Source organism: Phyllobacterium sp. CCNWLW183 (assembly GCF_037203775.1).
Taxonomy (GTDB): Bacteria; Pseudomonadota; Alphaproteobacteria; order Rhizobiales; family Rhizobiaceae; genus Phyllobacterium; species Phyllobacterium ifriqiyense.
The window spans coordinates 211,965-228,150 of record NZ_JBBCBN010000003.1; the positions used below are offsets into that span (position 1 = coordinate 211,965).

At 53.0% G+C, this 16,186-nt stretch carries 17 protein-coding genes, 1 tRNA gene and 1 riboswitch; of the genes, 7 read left to right on the top strand and 11 right to left on the bottom strand.

Going from position 1 to position 16,186, the window contains the following annotated elements; genetic code table 11:
* The first annotated feature begins 87 nt into the window (after positions 1-87).
* Entirely contained in the window at positions 88-435 is a 348-nt protein-coding gene (locus V9K95_RS09145; protein ID WP_115051599.1) for a DUF952 domain-containing protein, read from the top strand.
* Positions 432-1,529: a quinone-dependent dihydroorotate dehydrogenase gene (locus V9K95_RS09150; RefSeq protein ID WP_336440617.1), complete on the top strand. Its 1,098-nt coding sequence runs from the start codon at positions 432-434 to the stop codon at positions 1,527-1,529. The genes V9K95_RS09145 and V9K95_RS09150 overlap by 4 nt, the downstream gene beginning before the upstream one ends.
* Here V9K95_RS09150 and V9K95_RS09155 read toward each other — a convergent pair.
* The 5 genes from V9K95_RS09155 to V9K95_RS09175 all read right to left on the bottom strand — a co-directional run bounded on the left by V9K95_RS09155 (position 1,526) and on the right by V9K95_RS09175 (position 5,137).
* Positions 1,526-2,881, bottom strand: a complete 1,356-nt coding sequence (locus tag V9K95_RS09155) for an MATE family efflux transporter (protein WP_336440618.1) — start codon at positions 2,879-2,881, stop codon at positions 1,526-1,528. The two genes, V9K95_RS09150 and V9K95_RS09155, sit on opposite strands and share 4 nt — an antisense overlap.
* Positions 2,882-2,970: 89 nt before the next feature.
* A complete protein-coding gene (locus V9K95_RS09160; RefSeq protein WP_115051312.1) occupies positions 2,971-3,465 on the bottom strand; it encodes a CAP domain-containing protein in 495 nt (164 codons plus the stop codon).
* 86 nt (positions 3,466-3,551) lie between these two features.
* On the bottom strand, positions 3,552-3,818 hold the full coding sequence (locus tag V9K95_RS09165) for a DUF6460 domain-containing protein (protein WP_115051313.1): 267 nt from the start codon (positions 3,816-3,818) through the stop codon (positions 3,552-3,554).
* 93 nt (positions 3,819-3,911) lie between these two features.
* Positions 3,912-3,985, bottom strand: a tRNA-Gly gene (locus V9K95_RS09170).
* 60 nt (positions 3,986-4,045) lie between these two features.
* Positions 4,046-5,137: a 2'-deoxycytidine 5'-triphosphate deaminase gene (locus V9K95_RS09175; RefSeq protein ID WP_336440619.1), complete on the bottom strand. Its 1,092-nt coding sequence runs from the start codon at positions 5,135-5,137 to the stop codon at positions 4,046-4,048.
* An 82-nt stretch (positions 5,138-5,219) separates the two neighbouring features.
* Positions 5,220-5,299, top strand: a riboswitch (SAM riboswitch).
* Between the two features lie 61 nt (positions 5,300-5,360).
* On the opposite strand from V9K95_RS09175, the gene V9K95_RS09180 reads away from it, so the two are divergent.
* From V9K95_RS09180 to V9K95_RS09190, 3 genes are all read left to right on the top strand, one after another.
* On the top strand, positions 5,361-6,569 hold the full coding sequence (locus tag V9K95_RS09180) for an O-succinylhomoserine sulfhydrylase (protein ID WP_115051315.1): 1,209 nt from the start codon (positions 5,361-5,363) through the stop codon (positions 6,567-6,569).
* 220 nt (positions 6,570-6,789) lie between these two features.
* Positions 6,790-7,182 (top strand): Co2+/Mg2+ efflux protein ApaG, encoded by a 393-nt coding sequence (gene apaG / locus V9K95_RS09185; RefSeq protein WP_336440620.1) that lies wholly within the window; start codon positions 6,790-6,792, stop codon positions 7,180-7,182.
* Positions 7,183-7,196: 14 nt separating this feature from the next.
* The gene (locus V9K95_RS09190; RefSeq protein WP_336440621.1) at positions 7,197-7,493 is read left to right on the top strand and encodes a hypothetical protein; all 297 of its coding nucleotides are present in this window, start codon (positions 7,197-7,199) and stop codon (positions 7,491-7,493) included.
* Between the two features lie 11 nt (positions 7,494-7,504).
* Here the strand turns inward: V9K95_RS09190 and V9K95_RS09195 are convergent, their stop codons facing one another.
* From V9K95_RS09195 to V9K95_RS09210, 4 genes are read right to left on the bottom strand one after another with little or no spacing between them, the layout of a single operon-like run.
* Entirely contained in the window at positions 7,505-7,717 is a 213-nt protein-coding gene (locus V9K95_RS09195) for an alkylphosphonate utilization protein (protein WP_115051318.1), read from the bottom strand.
* An 11-nt stretch (positions 7,718-7,728) separates the two neighbouring features.
* Positions 7,729-8,781: an Hsp33 family molecular chaperone gene (locus V9K95_RS09200; RefSeq protein WP_307282664.1), complete on the bottom strand. Its 1,053-nt coding sequence runs from the start codon at positions 8,779-8,781 to the stop codon at positions 7,729-7,731.
* Positions 8,726-9,664: an ornithine carbamoyltransferase gene (argF, locus tag V9K95_RS09205; protein ID WP_115051319.1), complete on the bottom strand. Its 939-nt coding sequence runs from the start codon at positions 9,662-9,664 to the stop codon at positions 8,726-8,728. The genes V9K95_RS09200 and argF overlap by 56 nt, the downstream gene beginning before the upstream one ends.
* 10 nt (positions 9,665-9,674) lie before the next feature.
* Positions 9,675-10,880, bottom strand: coding sequence for an aspartate aminotransferase family protein (locus V9K95_RS09210; RefSeq protein WP_336440622.1), 1,206 nt, complete (start codon positions 10,878-10,880; stop codon positions 9,675-9,677).
* A 499-nt stretch (positions 10,881-11,379) separates the two neighbouring features.
* Between V9K95_RS09210 and V9K95_RS09215 the strand changes: the two genes are divergently transcribed.
* Positions 11,380-11,901: a GcrA family cell cycle regulator gene (locus V9K95_RS09215; RefSeq protein ID WP_115051321.1), complete on the top strand. Its 522-nt coding sequence runs from the start codon at positions 11,380-11,382 to the stop codon at positions 11,899-11,901.
* 64 nt (positions 11,902-11,965) lie between these two features.
* Here V9K95_RS09215 and phoR read toward each other — a convergent pair whose 3' ends face one another.
* Positions 11,966-13,231: a phosphate regulon sensor histidine kinase PhoR gene (gene phoR, locus V9K95_RS09220; protein ID WP_336440623.1), complete on the bottom strand. Its 1,266-nt coding sequence runs from the start codon at positions 13,229-13,231 to the stop codon at positions 11,966-11,968.
* 71 nt (positions 13,232-13,302) lie between these two features.
* Between phoR and ppk2 the strand changes: the two genes are divergently transcribed.
* Positions 13,303-14,229 carry a polyphosphate kinase 2 gene (gene ppk2 / locus V9K95_RS09225; protein WP_442958551.1) on the top strand — a complete coding sequence of 309 codons (927 nt, stop codon included), beginning with the start codon at positions 13,303-13,305 and terminating at the stop codon, positions 14,227-14,229.
* On the opposite strand, the gene V9K95_RS09230 is transcribed toward ppk2, so the two are convergent.
* Complete coding sequence (locus V9K95_RS09230) at positions 14,222-16,048, bottom strand: glycosyltransferase (protein ID WP_336440625.1); 1,827 nt, start codon at positions 16,046-16,048, stop codon at positions 14,222-14,224. The genes ppk2 and V9K95_RS09230 overlap by 8 nt on opposite strands.
* Between the last annotated feature and the right edge of the window lie 138 nt (positions 16,049-16,186).

Below are 16,186 nucleotides of genomic sequence, written 5' to 3' on the forward strand. Positions count from 1 at the left end.
GCCAAAAATCCGAAAACGACCGATATTTCTGTTATCGAGTGCAGTCTACGCTTTGCGCATGGCGGTTTTGCGTCTAGTAAACCTGTAATGACACAAATGATTTATAAGCTGACACCGCGTGCGCTTTGGCAGGTGGCCGAAAGTAAGGGTGTATTCGATGGCGCGCCTATCGACCATGCCGATGGCTATATCCATTTTTCGACAGCAGAGCAGGTTCGGGAAACGGCTGACAAGCATTTTGCCGGACAAGATAATCTGCTTCTGGTCGCTGTACGTGCCGACAGACTTGGTCAGGCGCTCAAATTCGAAGTATCGCGGGGCGGCGCCCTCTTCCCCCATCTTTATGCACTATTGCCGCTCGATGCTGTTGAATGGGTAAAGCCGCTGCCTCTCGGCAGTGATGGCAAACACATATTTCCGGAGCTAACGGCATGAGCGGCCTGTTTCAATCAATCGGTCGCAATCTGCTCTTCAAATTCGATCCGGAAGACGCTCACGGCCTTTCGATCAAGGCGCTCAAGACTGGCCTTGTCCCAACCTGTGCCCCGATCAGCGACCCGGCATTGCGTGTCAACGTAGCGGGCCTCGACTTTCCCAACCCGCTTGGCATGGCGGCTGGCTATGACAAGAACGCTGAAATTCCCGATGCCTTGCTCAAGCTCGGATTTGGATTTGCTGAAGTCGGCACGTTGACGCCGCTGCCCCAGGCGGGCAACCCAAAGCCACGTATTTTCCGTCTTGTCGAGGACGAGGCAGTGATCAATCGCCTTGGTTTCAACAATGGCGGGCACGATGCTGCATTTAAACGTCTGAGTGAGCGACGCGGGCGCGGCGGTATTGTCGGCGTCAACATTGGCGCGAATAAAGATTCCTCTGATCGGATCGCCGATTATGTGGCGGGAATTCGCAAGTTCCATAATCTTGCAAGCTATTTCACCGTCAATATTTCATCACCAAACACGCCCGGCTTGCGGGATTTGCAAACTCGAGACAGCCTGAAAGAGTTGCTTGGCAAAGTTCTGGAAACGCGTGACGATCTCGCTGCGCGCTCTGGAGCCAAACGACCGGTTTTTCTCAAGATTGCACCGGATTTGCCCGATGCCAGCCTTGATGACATCGCGGCGGAAATTGCCTTGCATCCGCTCGATGGGCTTATCGTTTCCAATACTACATTGGCTCGACCCGGCTTGAAGAATACCGGAAACGCTGCCCAATCCGGTGGCCTCTCAGGCCGTCCTGTTTTTGAGCGTTCAACGATCATACTCGCCAAAATGCGTCAGCGGGTCGGCGTACGCCTTCCCATCATAGGCGTAGGCGGTATAGACAGCGCCGCAGCGGCGATCAGCAAAGTTCGCGCAGGAGCTGATCTTGTGCAACTTTATACCAGTATGATCTACCAAGGGCCGGGTCTTGCCGGCCAGATCATCAAGGAAATTTCGGCGATCATGCGCAGGGAAGCTATCTCCAATATTGCAGAATTGCGCGATCGCGATGTCAATGATTGGGCATCAAGAAGCACCCCAGACTAATCGGCAAACTGTACGCGTGCTCTGCTGGGCAAGATGTATAAGAGCGATATTCCACGCAGTCCGAGAAACAGGTACAAGGCAAGCCATAGCCCGTGATTGCCCAAATATTTCGGCAATATGAAATAGGCCACAAAATAGCCCAGCAATGACAGAACCATCATGTTGCGCATATCGCGTGACCAGGTTGCGCCGATAAATACGCCGTCCATATGGAACGCCAACAGGCCGACGACCGGCGATAGGGCCGCCCAGGGCAAATAGATCGCGGCAAGAGCCTGCACTTCCGGTGATTTGATCAGCACCGCGACAATGGCATTGCCATAGATCAGAAAAAACAGCGCCATGAGGGATGCAAGCACCATCCCCCACAAAAATGACAGCCTGATACCACGGTCAAATGCCGGGCGATAATGCGCACCCACGGCTCGCCCGGCAATCTGTTCTGCGGCAGTGGTAACGCCATCGATCAAATTGCCCGAGATCAGCAGGAAATTCATCAGGACAGCATTGGTTGCAAGCGTTACAGCGCCTGCTTCCGTCCCTGCGCGCGTGAAATAGGTATAGGCGATCAATAAGAAGAACGAACGCAACATGATATCGCGATTGACGGTAAACATCCTGCGTATTTCGTGCATATCCAGAATGCGCGCGCGGGATGGATTGGGTACAGAACGAAACTGCCTGTAAACGAGGGCGAGCCCGACAAGAAGCGCGGCGGTTTCGCCAAGCACTGTGCCCCATGCAATACCCACGACGCCCCATCCCATAACAAGTCCGAGCCAGATCGTCATGACGACATTGATGCCGTTCAGCAGGAATTGAAGATAAAGACCCTGCATCGCCTTGCCTTGCCCCAAAAGAAGGCCGAGTACCACAAAATTGCCAAGCGCCATGGGCGAGGAAAGCAACCGGATCGATACATATGTCGATATGGCATCGGCGATTGCCTTACCCGGATTCATGAAACTGATCGTAGCACTGAGGATAAGTGGCGTTGCCGCTATAAAGACCAGTCCCGCAACAACCGCGATGCCGATAGCGCGCCAGAAGACCGCCTGTTGCTCAATATTGTCGTGCCGCCCCATGGCTTGCGCAACCAGCCCGGTCGTCCCGGCGCGCAGGAAGTTCATGGTCGAAAACAGAAAATCGAAGACCAACGCCCCAATGGCAAGACCACCCAGCAAATGCGGATCACCAAGCTGACCAACCACGGCAGTATCGACGAGCCCCAGCAATGGCGTTGTCAGCGATGCCAGCATTACTGGAATGGTAATGGCCAACATGAGGCGATTCGTTACCTCAAAGGGACGAATAGTTTTTGAACTGAGAACAGGTGGCGTATCGATCATCATCTATGGCACCGGCATTGCAACCGGAATCAGCTGCTGTTTCTCTATGCCACCGCGCATCAAACCTTGCCAGAGTAATTGCGACAACTACCTTAGCTTGCAAGAACCAGCGCCCAGTATCGCTCTCCGCTACCACCCTTTGCCTCGGCATAGGCCAAGCCATAGCGTTTGAAACGAGCATCCAGCATATTGCGACGATGCGGCGGGGACGCCATCCACATCGCGAAAAGCCGGTCGATGTCCATGCGCCCCATTGCAATATTCTCTGCAGCGGCACCATGAATTTCGTTGGTCTTGACCCGTGCTTCGAAACTCTTTCCCCAGCCCGTGGTGTGAACCATGCGCCCGGCCTTCGCCATATAGGCTGCCTGTTGTCCGGCTGCTCGCTCCAGAATGGCATCGCTCTCCAAACCAGAAAGTCCATTGCCGTTACGAATATTATTGATGTTTGCGCTCGCAGAAGCCGAAGCGCCCATGCTGTTTCCGGCAGGCCCGATGGTCTGACAGGCGGCCAGCGGGAGCAAGGTTCCAACGGCAGCCAGACCGATAAAGTGGCGGCGGGAAATTTGAAAACTGGTGTTTGGCATGAGCAACCCTTGAATATCGAGCGCATGCGGGTAGCGCCCAATTATGGCTGCTTCACGTTAAAGCTGCTGTGCAAGTAATTTTTGTTTTACCGGCGGTAATTCAAAATCCGCAGGATGATGAAACATGGAACAACAACCGCTGCTCCAAGCAGCAAGTAGGATGCAAAACCTTCAATCGCCCCGAATCCGAGATTCCAGATACGCCGGACGAAGTTTTCGACCCCGTAAACAATATCCATCGGTGACCAATTGAAGGCGCTCATGACGACGCCAACAACCAGCGAAACAATTATCAGTTTCAGCAATACCCTTCCCGGCGTATCTCCCAAGAAACGGTTTGTGCGTTCTGACATTTTAACTCCGGGGCTCGCTCTTCATCGCGATAACTCTTATGGCCTTTGCAGACTGCAATCAAGGCGGAGCTATCAGGCTTGAAGGTTTCAATCTGGAGCGGGTGAAGGGAATCGAACCCTCGTATTCAGCTTGGGAAGCTGCTGCTCTACCATTGAGCTACACCCGCATTACCTTATCAGGATCGGTTGAGCCCGGCTTTGTCAAGCCGGGCTTTAGCACCGTAAGTCTATTTGAAATGCTTGGAGAGTTTCAAGCCTTGAGCCTGATAGTTTGAACCGAGGTCGGTGCCGTAAAGCGCGGCTGGGCGTTCCAGCATATGCTCGTAGATCAGTCTTCCAACGATCTGCCCATGTTCAAGAATGAACGGCACCTCATGGCTGCGCACTTCCAGCACAGCACGGCTTCCTGTGCCTCCGGCAGCGGTATGTCCAAAGCCCGGATCGAAGAACCCTGCATAGTGAACACGGAACTCACCAACCAGAGGATCAAAGGGCGTCATTTCAGCCGCATAGAGGGGGGGGACATGCACTGCCTCCCGGGAAACTAGAATATAGAACTCGTCTGGATCGAGCACGAGCTCACGCGCACCGCGATCATGGATTGGTTCCCAAAAATCGAACAGATCGTGAGCGCCGCGCTTGTCGACATCGACCACGCCCGTATGATGCTTGCCGCGATAACCGACCAGCCCGTTTGCATCGCCTGTCAGATCGATAGAAAGCGCTATACCTCCGCCCGATATATTCGGCGTCTCCGAAGCCACCAATATTTCATTGGCATGGAGCGCTGTCAGCTCAACTTCTTCCAATTGCGCCCTGCCTGTACGAAAACGTATCTGTGACAGCCTAGAGCCTGCTCTTGCAACGATAGGGAATGTGCGCGGGCTGACTTCCAGATAAAGTGGCCCCTCGTACCCTGCGGGCACCTTGTCGAATTCCTGCGCACCGTCGACTATGACACGTGTGAAAATGTCGAGCCTGCCAGTTGAGCTTTTCGGATTGGCTGAAGCAGAAATGTCCGGCGGAAGATCGAGGCTTTCCAGAAGCGGGACGATATAGACACAGCCCGTTTCAAGAACAGCGCCCTCGCTCAGGTCGATCTCGTGCAGCTTTAGACGCTCCAGCTTCGACAAGACAGCCGTTCCAGGCCCCGGCATGAAACTGGCGCGCACCCGATAGGCTTTGGTTCCAAGCCGCAAATCCAGGCTCGCCGGTTGAATTTGATCGCTGTCAAAATCACGCGCAGTCTTTAGCGACCCCGCCTGATACAATGCCCTGATACCGTTATCGGCAAGAATGCCCGCTTGGTGTCTGCTCATGTTAGCCGTTCAACCCCGTAAAACATGAGGAAAGCTTTAGCGTTTCACCCCGTTGACGCAAGCGCCAGAGAGGATTAAAGCAGTTTTATCCCGTGGTGATTTGGCCGGCCGGCTTGCAGCCACGTAAAATAATTTGCTAAAAGAGGCCCGGTATCGTTCCGGCCTTTTTGCGAGACACGCAAGGCCGGTTTTTTATTGCCTGATCAGGCAGATTGAGAAGACGATGCCAGAAGATACAAAAATCGGGAACATTGCCCGCACGCTCCGCCCTGCCACTCAGCTCGTTCATGCCGGAACGCTTCGCTCCGGTTTTGGCGAGACATCCGAATCCCTGTTTCTGACGCAAGGGTTTGTCTATCCCAATGCAGAGGCGGCGGAAGCGCGCTTCAAGGGCGAAGAACCCGGTTTCATTTATTCGCGCTATGCCAACCCTACGACAGACATGTTTGAAAAGCGCATGTGCGCCCTCGAGGGTGCCGAAGATGCACGCGCCACTGCATCGGGCATGGCAGCGGTCGCAGCGGCCATTATCTGTCAGGTCAAGGCCGGTGATCACGTGTTGGCCGCCCGCGCCATGTTCGGCTCGTGTCGGTATATCATCGAGACATTGTTGCCGCGCTATGGCGTGGACTTCACCTTGATCGACGGTTCCAAAATTGAGAATTGGCAAAATGCCATTCGGCCGAATACAAAGGTCCTGTTCCTGGAGAGCCCGACAAATCCGACGCTAGAAGTCATTGATATCAGCGCGGTGGCAGACGTCGCCAATTCAGTTGGCGCAAAACTTATCGTCGACAATGTGTTTGCCACACCGCTCTTTCAGAAGCCGCTAGAACTTGGCGCGCATATCGTCGTTTATTCAACGACCAAGCATATTGATGGACAAGGCCGTTGCCTCGGCGGCATGATCCTTTCGGACAAGGCATGGATCGACGAAAACCTGCATGAATATTTCCGCCATACTGGTCCGGGCCTGAGCCCATTCAATTCATGGGTGATGCTCAAGGGTCTGGAAACACTATCCGTTCGTGTTCGGCAGCAAACGGAAAGTGCTGCGAAAATCGCAGACTTCCTTTCCACCCATTCCGCGATCTCGAAAGTCATCTATCCGGGGCGTGCGGACCATCCGCAAGCCGATATTATTTCCCGGCAGATGAAGGGCGGCTCCACTTTGCTTGCCTTTGAAGTAAAGGGCGGCAAAAAGGCAGCATTCAAATTTGAGAATGCTCTTGAGATTGTCCTGATTTCCAACAATCTGGGCGATTCAAAAAGCCTCGTTACGCATCCGACGACGACAACCCATAAGAACCTTACCGATGAAGCGCGGGCTGAGCTCGGAATTTCCGACGGATTATTGCGCTTGTCTGTCGGGCTGGAAGATGCTGACGACCTGATCGAAGATCTCGACATTGCATTGAAGGCTACTCTTTGATCGGGTAGCTGTCGCGCCGGGAATGAAACCGGCGCGGTTTGTCTCATTTGAAGCTCCCAAGCTGCGATCACAAATGATTTAGATTGAGAAGGTTGACGTCACGGCTTTGAGCCGTGATATCAAATACATACGTCACGATGATTGTACTGATCGCGGATACTTCAATTGCGCGTAATGCTTTCCGGATGAGATGGAGAAGGCTCACGCGATGAGAGCAGGAATGTATAAAGCCACCACGTGCGACATAGAGGTTAGTGTCGAACCGTTTTATCTGGAGGAGCAATCCGACCCGGCCGCTAACCATTATGTGTGGGGCTATCGTATAACCATCGCCAATGAATCTGAGCGTACGGTTCAATTGCGCTCCCGTTACTGGAAAATAACCGATGCCCATGGCCGCGTGGAAGAAGTAAGCGGCGCTGGCGTTATTGGTGAACAGCCCGTACTCAATCCAGGAGACAGTTTTCAGTATTCATCTGGTTGTCCGCTCAAAACCGCTTCGGGCGTCATGGTCGGACACTATGTCATGCAAACCAATGGCGGCGATCGTTTCAACATAGAGATTCCAGCATTTTCGCTTGATCTTCCCGATCAATTGCGGACATTAAACTGATTATGGAAGAAATAATGCAGGAAACCAACCGAACCCAATCCCCTTACATCAAGGCGCTTAGCTGCTCCGCCATCGCCTTGTTGGTTGGACTTGCCGCGCTTTTTTTCGGATTTCGGCTTCCAAGCTTTACCACAAATGCAGAAGCCGCCAGCCAGCTCGTGGCACTCGTTGCCGTGCCCGGATTGATCGTTGGCCTGCTGGCCAAGAAGTCAACCCGGCCATGGCCGCTGTGGCTGATCGTCAGCGCCTTTATCGTCCTGTTGATTGTGGTAACGATCGCACATGAAATGACGGCCGAGTTTCGAGCCTAGGCTCTCACAGGTCAGGCCTTCTTGACGAACTCTGTCTTTAACACGAGCCCTTTTACCTGCTTCGTATTGCACTCAATTTCACCGTCGCGGCCATTCAAGCGGATATTCTTGACCAAGGTTCCCCGCTTGATTGTTTCCGACGTACCCTTAACTTTGAGATCCTTGATCAAGGTTACAGAATCGCCGTCGGTCAGTTCGGCGCCGTTACTATCCCTGATTGTCATAATGCGAATTCCTAGTTTTTTGGCAGAAATTCTGCTGGATCGAAATCATATTGTGTCGAGCAAAATTCGCAGGTAACGCTGATTTTGCCTTCCTCGATACTGTCATTGATTTCTTCAGCGGTGAAACCTGAAAGAACCCCGGCAATCTTCTCGCGAGAGCAGGAACAATCATCATTGACCGGAACCGCGTCGAAAACCCGGACGCCCCGTTCGTGGAAAAGGCGATAGAGCAATCGCTCCGCGCCCACCTGCGGATCAGTAAGCTCTGAGCTTTCGATCGTGGAAACCAGCGCCTTTACTTCCGCCCAATCATCATCCTCGAAGAGTTCGGCATCATCTTCAGAATCGCCATTCGGAGCATCGCCAGCAGGCAGATCACGCTGCCGCATGCGCAACTCAGACTCGGGAAGGAATTGGACAATCAAGCCGCCAGCACGCCATTGCTCAACAGGCTTGCCATCTTCTCCGCGCTCGATCAACTTGGCGACCGACAACCGCAAATCGGTAGGAATCTGCTCCGACTGACGAAAGTAGGTTTTCGCGATTTCTTCAAGATTGGAACCGTCAAGCGCGACAATGCCCTGATATCGCTGCGAATACTCACCCTGATCCACGGTCAATGCCAGCGTGCCGCTGCCCATGAGTTCGACCTGGGAAAGCTCGTCCGCTTCAATCGCATCAGCAAGACGTTCTTCATCATAGCGTGCATAGGCACGCACAGAATTCGGGGTGCGGAAATCAACAACCAGCATGTCGACGGGACCGTCTGACTGCGATTGAAAAATGAACTTGCCTTCAAATTTCAATGAAGTGCCGAGCAGGACAGTCAGAACAATCGCCTCAGCCAGGAGTTGCGCAACAGGCTCAGGATAATCGTGGCGGCTCAATATATCATGCAGCGCAGGCCCAAGCTGGACCGCTCGACCGCGGGCATCCAGACCCTGAACCTGAAACGGGACTACAGCGTCATCGCCTGCAAATACATATTCATCGGGAAAGCTTGATGATTCAGACACCAGGGCGCCCTCCTTCAAGACACCATGCGAGAATGGCCTTTTGCGCATGCAACCGGTTTTCAGCCTCATCGAAAACCACCGAGTGCGGTCCGTCAATAACAGAATCCGTAACTTCCTCGCCCCGGTGCGCGGGCAGACAATGCATGAACAATGCATCAGGGTTTGCATGCTTCATCAACGCATCATTGACCTGATAGGGCATGAATACATTGTGACCACGGGCGCGGTTTTCCTGCCCCATGGAAACCCAGGTATCGGTGACAATACAATCCACACCTTCAACAGCAGCAACAGGATCGGTGGTAAGCTTGATCTTGCCCCCGGCATTACGCGCCCAATCGAGATATTTCCGCTCCGGCTCACTGCCGTCGGGCGTTGCAATATTCAGATTGAAGTCAAATCGCGCTGCCGCTTCGACCAATGAATGCAGAACATTGTTGCCATCGCCTGTCCAGGCAAACGTCTTGCCCTTGACGGGGCCGCGATGCTCTTCAAACGTCATGATATCAGCCATGATCTGACAGGGGTGTGTATCATCGGTCAACGCATTGATAACCGGCACAGTGGCATTTTCCGCCATCTCGATGAGCCGTTCATGGGTTGTCGTACGCATCATGATAATATCGACATAACGCGACAAAACCTTGGCGGTGTCGGCAATGGTTTCGCTACGCCCCAGCTGCATTTCCGAGCCGGTCAGCATAAGTGTTTCACCACCGAGCTGACGCATGCCAACATCGAAAGACACGCGCGTACGGGTCGATGGCTTGTCGAAAATCATCGCCAACACCTTACCGGCGAATGGCTTTTCAATATTGCCGGATTTCAAGCGCGTCTTGCGCGCGCGCGCATCGTCAAGAATAAGCCTAAGATCGCCTGATGAAAGCGCCGAAAGATCCGTAAAGTGACGGAGATCCTGCTTGATTGTCATTGGATTACCCTCACGCGATCTTCTGTCTGGATGCAGGAGCAAGACGTGCTGCTGCAGCTTCGATTTTCGACAATGCTTCGCGCATTTCTTCTTCGCTTACAATCAATGGTGGCAGAAGACGAATAACATTGTCGCCGGCACCCACAGTCAAAAGATGTTCATCGCGCAGCGCCTGTACCAGCGTCGTGTTCGGAACAACCGCTTTAAGACCAACAAGAAGGCCACGCCCCCGGACTTCGGAAATAACATCCGGATAGCGATCGGAAATAGAAGCCAGTCCCTGCTTTATCAGCAAAGCCATTTGTTGCACGTGATCAAGGAAGCCATCCGCAAGAACGATATCGAGCACGGCATTGCCAACGGCCATTGCCAAGGGATTGCCACCATAGGTAGTGCCATGCACGCCAGCGGTCATGCCCTTTGCAGCTTCAGCTGTTGCAAGACATGCACCCAGCGGAAAACCGCCTCCAATACCTTTGGCCACAGCCATGATATCAGGCTTGATGCCTGACCATTCGTGGGCAAAAAGCTTGCCGGTACGACCCATTCCTGACTGCACTTCGTCCAGGATGAGCAAAATACCCTCGTCGTCGCAAAGCTTGCGCAGGGCTCGCAGATCCGCATCGGGAACCGGGCGAACGCCGCCCTCGCCCTGGATCGGCTCGATCAGAATAGCTGCGGTCTGAGGACCAATTGCGGCTTTCAAAGCCTTCTCGTCACCAAAAGGCACCTGGTCGAAACCTTCAACCTTGGGACCAAATCCTTCGAGATACTTCGCCTGTCCACCTGCGGCGATTGTCGCAAGCGTCCGGCCATGGAAAGCACCCTCGAAAGTGATGATGTGGAAGCGTTCCGGATTGCCATTTACATAATGATAGCGGCGCGCGGTCTTGATGGCGCATTCAAGTGCTTCGGCACCGGAGTTCGCAAAGAACACCTTATCGGCAAATGTATTGTCGACAAGGCGCTGTCCCAGCCGGGTTTGGCCGGGAATTTCATAGAGGTTCGACAAATGCCAAAGCTTTTCGGCCTGGGTCTTCAGAGCTTCGACCAGATGCGGATGCGAATGACCAAGCAGGTTCACGGCGATACCGGCAGCAAAATCAAGATAGTTTTCGCCACTCTCGGTCGTCAGCCATACACCGTTTCCTCGCTCAAAGCGCAGATCCGCACGAGCAAAAGTGTCGTATAGCGGTTGCGCGTTTGCGTCCGTCATTTTTTCCGGGCCTCCATAACCCTATTTTTCGTACTGCTGACCCTTAAAGGAAATCGGCAATGATTAAATCAAAAAGCCGCCCCACAATGCCATTTTTGGGGGCGGCCACACCAAGGCAATATCATCATTCAGTTTCCAATTGTCAAATAAACAGTTTAAAAGACTTACATCACAAATATTGCTGTATTTTGATTGCAACCGGCGGGCTCAACGGCCCGGTATTATTTGGTTTGTCGACAAAGCCGTAAAACGTCATTTTTGCAACAGTTTAACGCGCAAGTTGGGGAAAACCAAAAAAAGCACCCCTGCAACCCAAGCCTGACTCTTGTCACGGAGTCATCGCATATTGTAGCTTGGGAAACGAAATAGCTAGATTTCGTACGGCGTCCTCGTCATCTGAATAGATATAGTATTGATACAATCTGGAGCAATCCAGATGCGAGGAAGGATTCAGTCCGCAAGCCGTACAAAACAAAGCCCCATATGGAGCTAGGGAACAATGAACTGGACAGATGAGCGCGTAGAGCAGCTGAAGAAACTTTGGGCCGAAGGCCTGAGTGCAAGCCAGATCGCAGCACAACTGGGCGGCGTCAGCCGCAATGCCGTCATCGGCAAAGTGCACCGGCTAAAGCTGTCCGGACGCGGCAAGACAACCTCGTCGCAGACCCGCAGCAAGAAGGTCAATACCGCAGCATCCAGCAGCCAGCGCAGCAGCAGTGCAACCGTCGGTCACATGTCGAGCCGAGTTGTAAATCGCAGCGTTGGAGCGACCGCATTACAGGCGGAATACAGTACCGATCTCGTGCCCATGGTCACGCGGACGGTTACCGATGTTGTGGTGCCGATCTCTCGCAAACTCGAATTGGTCGAGCTTAGCGAACGCACCTGCAAGTGGCCGGTTGGTGATCCATTGCTGCCTGGCTTCAATTTCTGCGGCAATGATGTGGGCGAAGGCGGGCCTTATTGCACATACCACTCGCGTCTGGCCTATCAGCCAGCTTCGGATCGTCGCCGTCGCTAATTGAGCCGCGTATCAGAGTTAAACAAAAAAGGCGCCAATTGGCGCCTTTTTTGTAGGTCGGCGGCTACGCTTTTTGCGGACCGAAAACCACCGTGAAGGATGAGCCTTCTCCGACCTGCGAGCGAATTATCAGTCGCGCGCGATGCCGCGTCAGAATGTGTTTTACAATGGCAAGTCCCAGACCAGTGCCTTTTTGCGCCCGGCTTGTTTCCACATCGATCCGGTAAAATCGCTCGGTGAGGCGCGGAATATGTTCATCGGGTATTCCCGGCCCGAAATCCTGCACGGTCACCTTGGTCATATCGCCCGTCTGCTTGAGCTCCAGAATGACACGTTTTCCGGATTGTCCATATTTGCAGGCGTTTTCCAGCAGATTTTGAAACACCTGCGTGAGCTCGTCACGATCCCCAAGCACGTTGACTGGCCCCGGATCGATATCCCGCTCGATAGTAATACCCAAATCGGAGGCAACGGGACGAAGTGAATCGGCAACGTGATTAAGAATAGCGGCCAGATCAACCTGATCTTTCACAGCAATATGCGCCTTCATTTCGATGCGCGACAGCGACAGAAGATCGTCTATCAGCCGAGCCATGCGTTCGGCCTGTTTTTGCATGATTTCCAGGAAATTATCGCGAGCCGCTTCGTCTTTACGTGCCGGGCCTCTTAATGTCTCAATGAAGCCTGAGAGCGAGGCGAGCGGCGTGCGCAGCTCATGGCTGGCATTGGCGATAAAATCTGAACGCATGCGCTCAAGCCGACGGGCTTCTGTCTGGTCGCGGAAGGATAGAAGATATTGCCGATCACCCGCTCGCGCTTGATCCAGCAAAAGAACCGTCGCGCTATACCAGCGCTCGACCGGCACCCGCTCAAAATAATCCACCGAACGTGCTACGCCATCCGCCATGACCGAATGAACCAGCGACTGCATTTCCGGCGCGCGGAAATGCAACATGAGAACCCCGCCGCGCTCCACCGAGCGAAATGCGCCGCTCGCCGCCGGGTTGACGTAAAGAATAGTGCCCTCATGATCAAAAATTATCAGCGGGTCCGGTAATTGCGCCGCCAATTGCTGGCCCGACAAGTGGAATATCGCCGGATCGCCGGGATCCGCTGTTACGGGTTTTTCCGTCCTCGGCAATGCTGCGGATACCACCACGACGCTCACAAGAACGATCATCAGAACGGCAAAACTTAGCCACCAGGATTCACTTACTCCAAGTATCAAGGCGGTAATGAAAGCGGCGGCGGCAAGTATGAAACGCGAACGGATAATGCGCTCCAATGCCCGGCGCCTTAGCCCGCTACCATCCTGCCCCCAGATACTCATCCACTAACCTCCCGATCAGTCAGTGTTTTTAACCACTAGACGCCACACTGCTGTCCCAATAACATGGATTTATGTCAATTGAGGACCTCGCATTGGGCAAAGATTCAAAAAAGAAATCAACATCATCCAAACCCGAGATCGCGACCCTCAAGCTGAAGATTGATGGCAAGAAGCGTAAGTTTGATATCAACAATCCAACATTGCCAGACTGGATTGATGATGGAGACCTGACATCGGGAGGCTTTCCTTACACCGAAAAAATGCCCAGCGATGAGTATGCGGAGACACTGGAGAAGCTCCAGATCGAGCTTGTAAAGATGCAAAGCTGGCTTCAGAAGACAGGCGGCCGCTTGATTTCGGTGTTCGAGGGAAGAGATGCAGCTGGCAAAGGCGGCACAATATTCAACTTGCGCCAATACATGAATCCGCGTTCTGCACGCAATGTTGCCTTGCCCAAACCGAGTGAAACCGAGCGCACACAATGGTATTACCAGCGCTATGTTTCGCATTTCCCAAGTGCGGGTGAGTTCGTGACCTTCGACCGCTCCTGGTATAATCGTGGCGGCGTGGAGCCTGTTATGGGGTTTTGCACGCCCGAACAGCACGAGTCTTTTCTGGAGGAGACGCCCGGCTTCGAACGCATGATCGTTGCGGATGGTATCCATTTCTTCAAATTTTGGCTGGACATAGGCCAGACGATGCAGCTGAAACGTTTTCATGATCGCCGACACAGTCCACTGAAAAACTGGAAGTTTTCGCCTATCGACATTGCCGGTGCCGAAAAATGGGATGATTATACCAAAGCACGCGATAGCATGCTGGCGCGAACCCATACGGCATATGCACCTTGGACGATCGTCCGATCAAACGATAAACGTCGTGCGCGAATTGCAGTCATACGGCGAATTTTGTTGAGCCTGCCCTATGCGGATCGTGACCTGGCGGTAATCGGCAATGAAGATTCCCTGATCATCGGAAACGGTCCAGATTTTATTTGAAAGAAATTGCCGAGTGAACGGGACGATGCGGCGTCTTTTCCCAAAGAAAAGGCGCGACATATAATTGCCAAAGCGCCCGCCACGCCGCCAAAGATATGAGCGCCCAATAGATTGGCAAGCCCGGCAATATCCAACCCGACATTTTCTCTTTTTTCAGAGCCGCCCGGCCGAGGGAATGAAATGAGAGGAAACCCGAAACAATATTCATCAAATCAAAAATGAGGATGGGACCCGCAAAACCGGTACTCTTCACAAGCGTGATCATAAGCAGCATGTAGCTGACGAAAAGCACCATGAAGGGAAAGAGCAGCGCAGAACCCAAAACGCCTGCCGTCAGGACATGGTAAACCAGAAAGCGCTTTAATCCGGCCCGCTGGAGCATTTCCCTGGGTTGCCGCATCTCAACCAGCCATGTTTGCATCCAACCTTTCAACCATCGCGTTCTCTGTTTCAGCCATATTCCAACTTCGATTGGTGCATCCTCTGCTGTGGGCAGTGAGAGCATTTCGATGCGATATCCATGACGCGCAAACCTTGAACCCAACTCTGCATCTTCGGTGACATTGAAGGGATCCCAGCCTCCAACCTCCACCAGACACTCACGACGAAAATGGTTGGATGTGCCGCCGAGCGGAACCACAAATCGACCATCGGCCAGCCAAGGCAAGAGCCCTCTGAAATGCGCTGCATATTCAAATGCAAATTGCCGTGCGATCCAGCTGTCTCTTTCATTGGTAATGACGAGCGGGGCCTGAAGACACGCCAGCTTCCCGTCGGTGCTTTCTGAAAATCTTTGCCAGGCCTCGCGCAACTGATCGGGATGCGGGCGATCCTCCGCATCATAGATAACGACGTAATCGCCCTCCGCCAATTGCAGGCCATAATTAAGCGCTTTCGGCTTGGTTCGTGGGCCTGTGCAAGGCACGCAGATAATTTTGAAACTGGCGGGTAGCATTTCTTTTTCGAAGGCCGCGCGGGTGTGATAATCGTCCGTTTCGCAAAGGAACAGAACTTCAAGACGCGAGCGCGGCCAATCAAGCTGCTTCATCGCTTCTACAAGCTGAGGAACCACCTCAGCTTCCTTATACAGCGCCACCATAACGGTGTATTTTGGTAAGCTGCCGCCCGTACTCTTCATGAGTTGCACGGTTTGATTGGAGGCATGGCGGCCCGCCAGAAACCGCAAAAGAATACAGCCCATAAACAGCAGAGAGAAAAGAGCGTGAGATGCCTGCCAAAGCAAGTTCGGAGCGAGCATTGCGAGGAACAGGCAAACAGTAATTATCATTCCGATAATAACGCCTTGCTGACCGTCGGCCACGGTGCGAGCCGAATGTCTTGGACCATTCTCAAGCATATTAACAGCGTTGCGTACTAGATGATCCGAATGCTTTGCCAGAAAAAACTGCGTCAGGCGTGCTGGGGAGATTATGTTGACGGGAGGGCCCTCAACACTTCTATCGACAAGACCCTGCTTGATCCGGGCAATGGTTGAGAGCGTGGGTGCGGTATAAATCTTCAGCGTAAAATCCGCAGTGACTCCCACGATATGCCGCCTGTGGCGCATATCCACAAATTCCGCGCCGCTTGGTGAGATAATATGAAGATCATCGTCTATGTTCTCAAAGACCAGGCCTGCTTCCTCTGCGAGACATTGCGTGAGCAGCAAATGGTCTATGCCATTTACCGCGTAAAGTTCCTCGATAAATGACGTGCCGTTTTGACGATACCGCGTGAATGCCTCTACCAAGGCGGTTTTTGGCAGGCCCGCATAACAAAGCCGTGCTGCAATGGATGGCTCCAGACGGCGCTCCGTCATCGCAAACTCAATATCGCAAAAGGCTCATTCCGTGCCCACACATAGATACGAGAATAATCGTCTTTTGGTTGCATCGAAATATACCTACAATTATAAGTAATTATTGCTTTTTATAAAACAACTATTCAATAAATCACT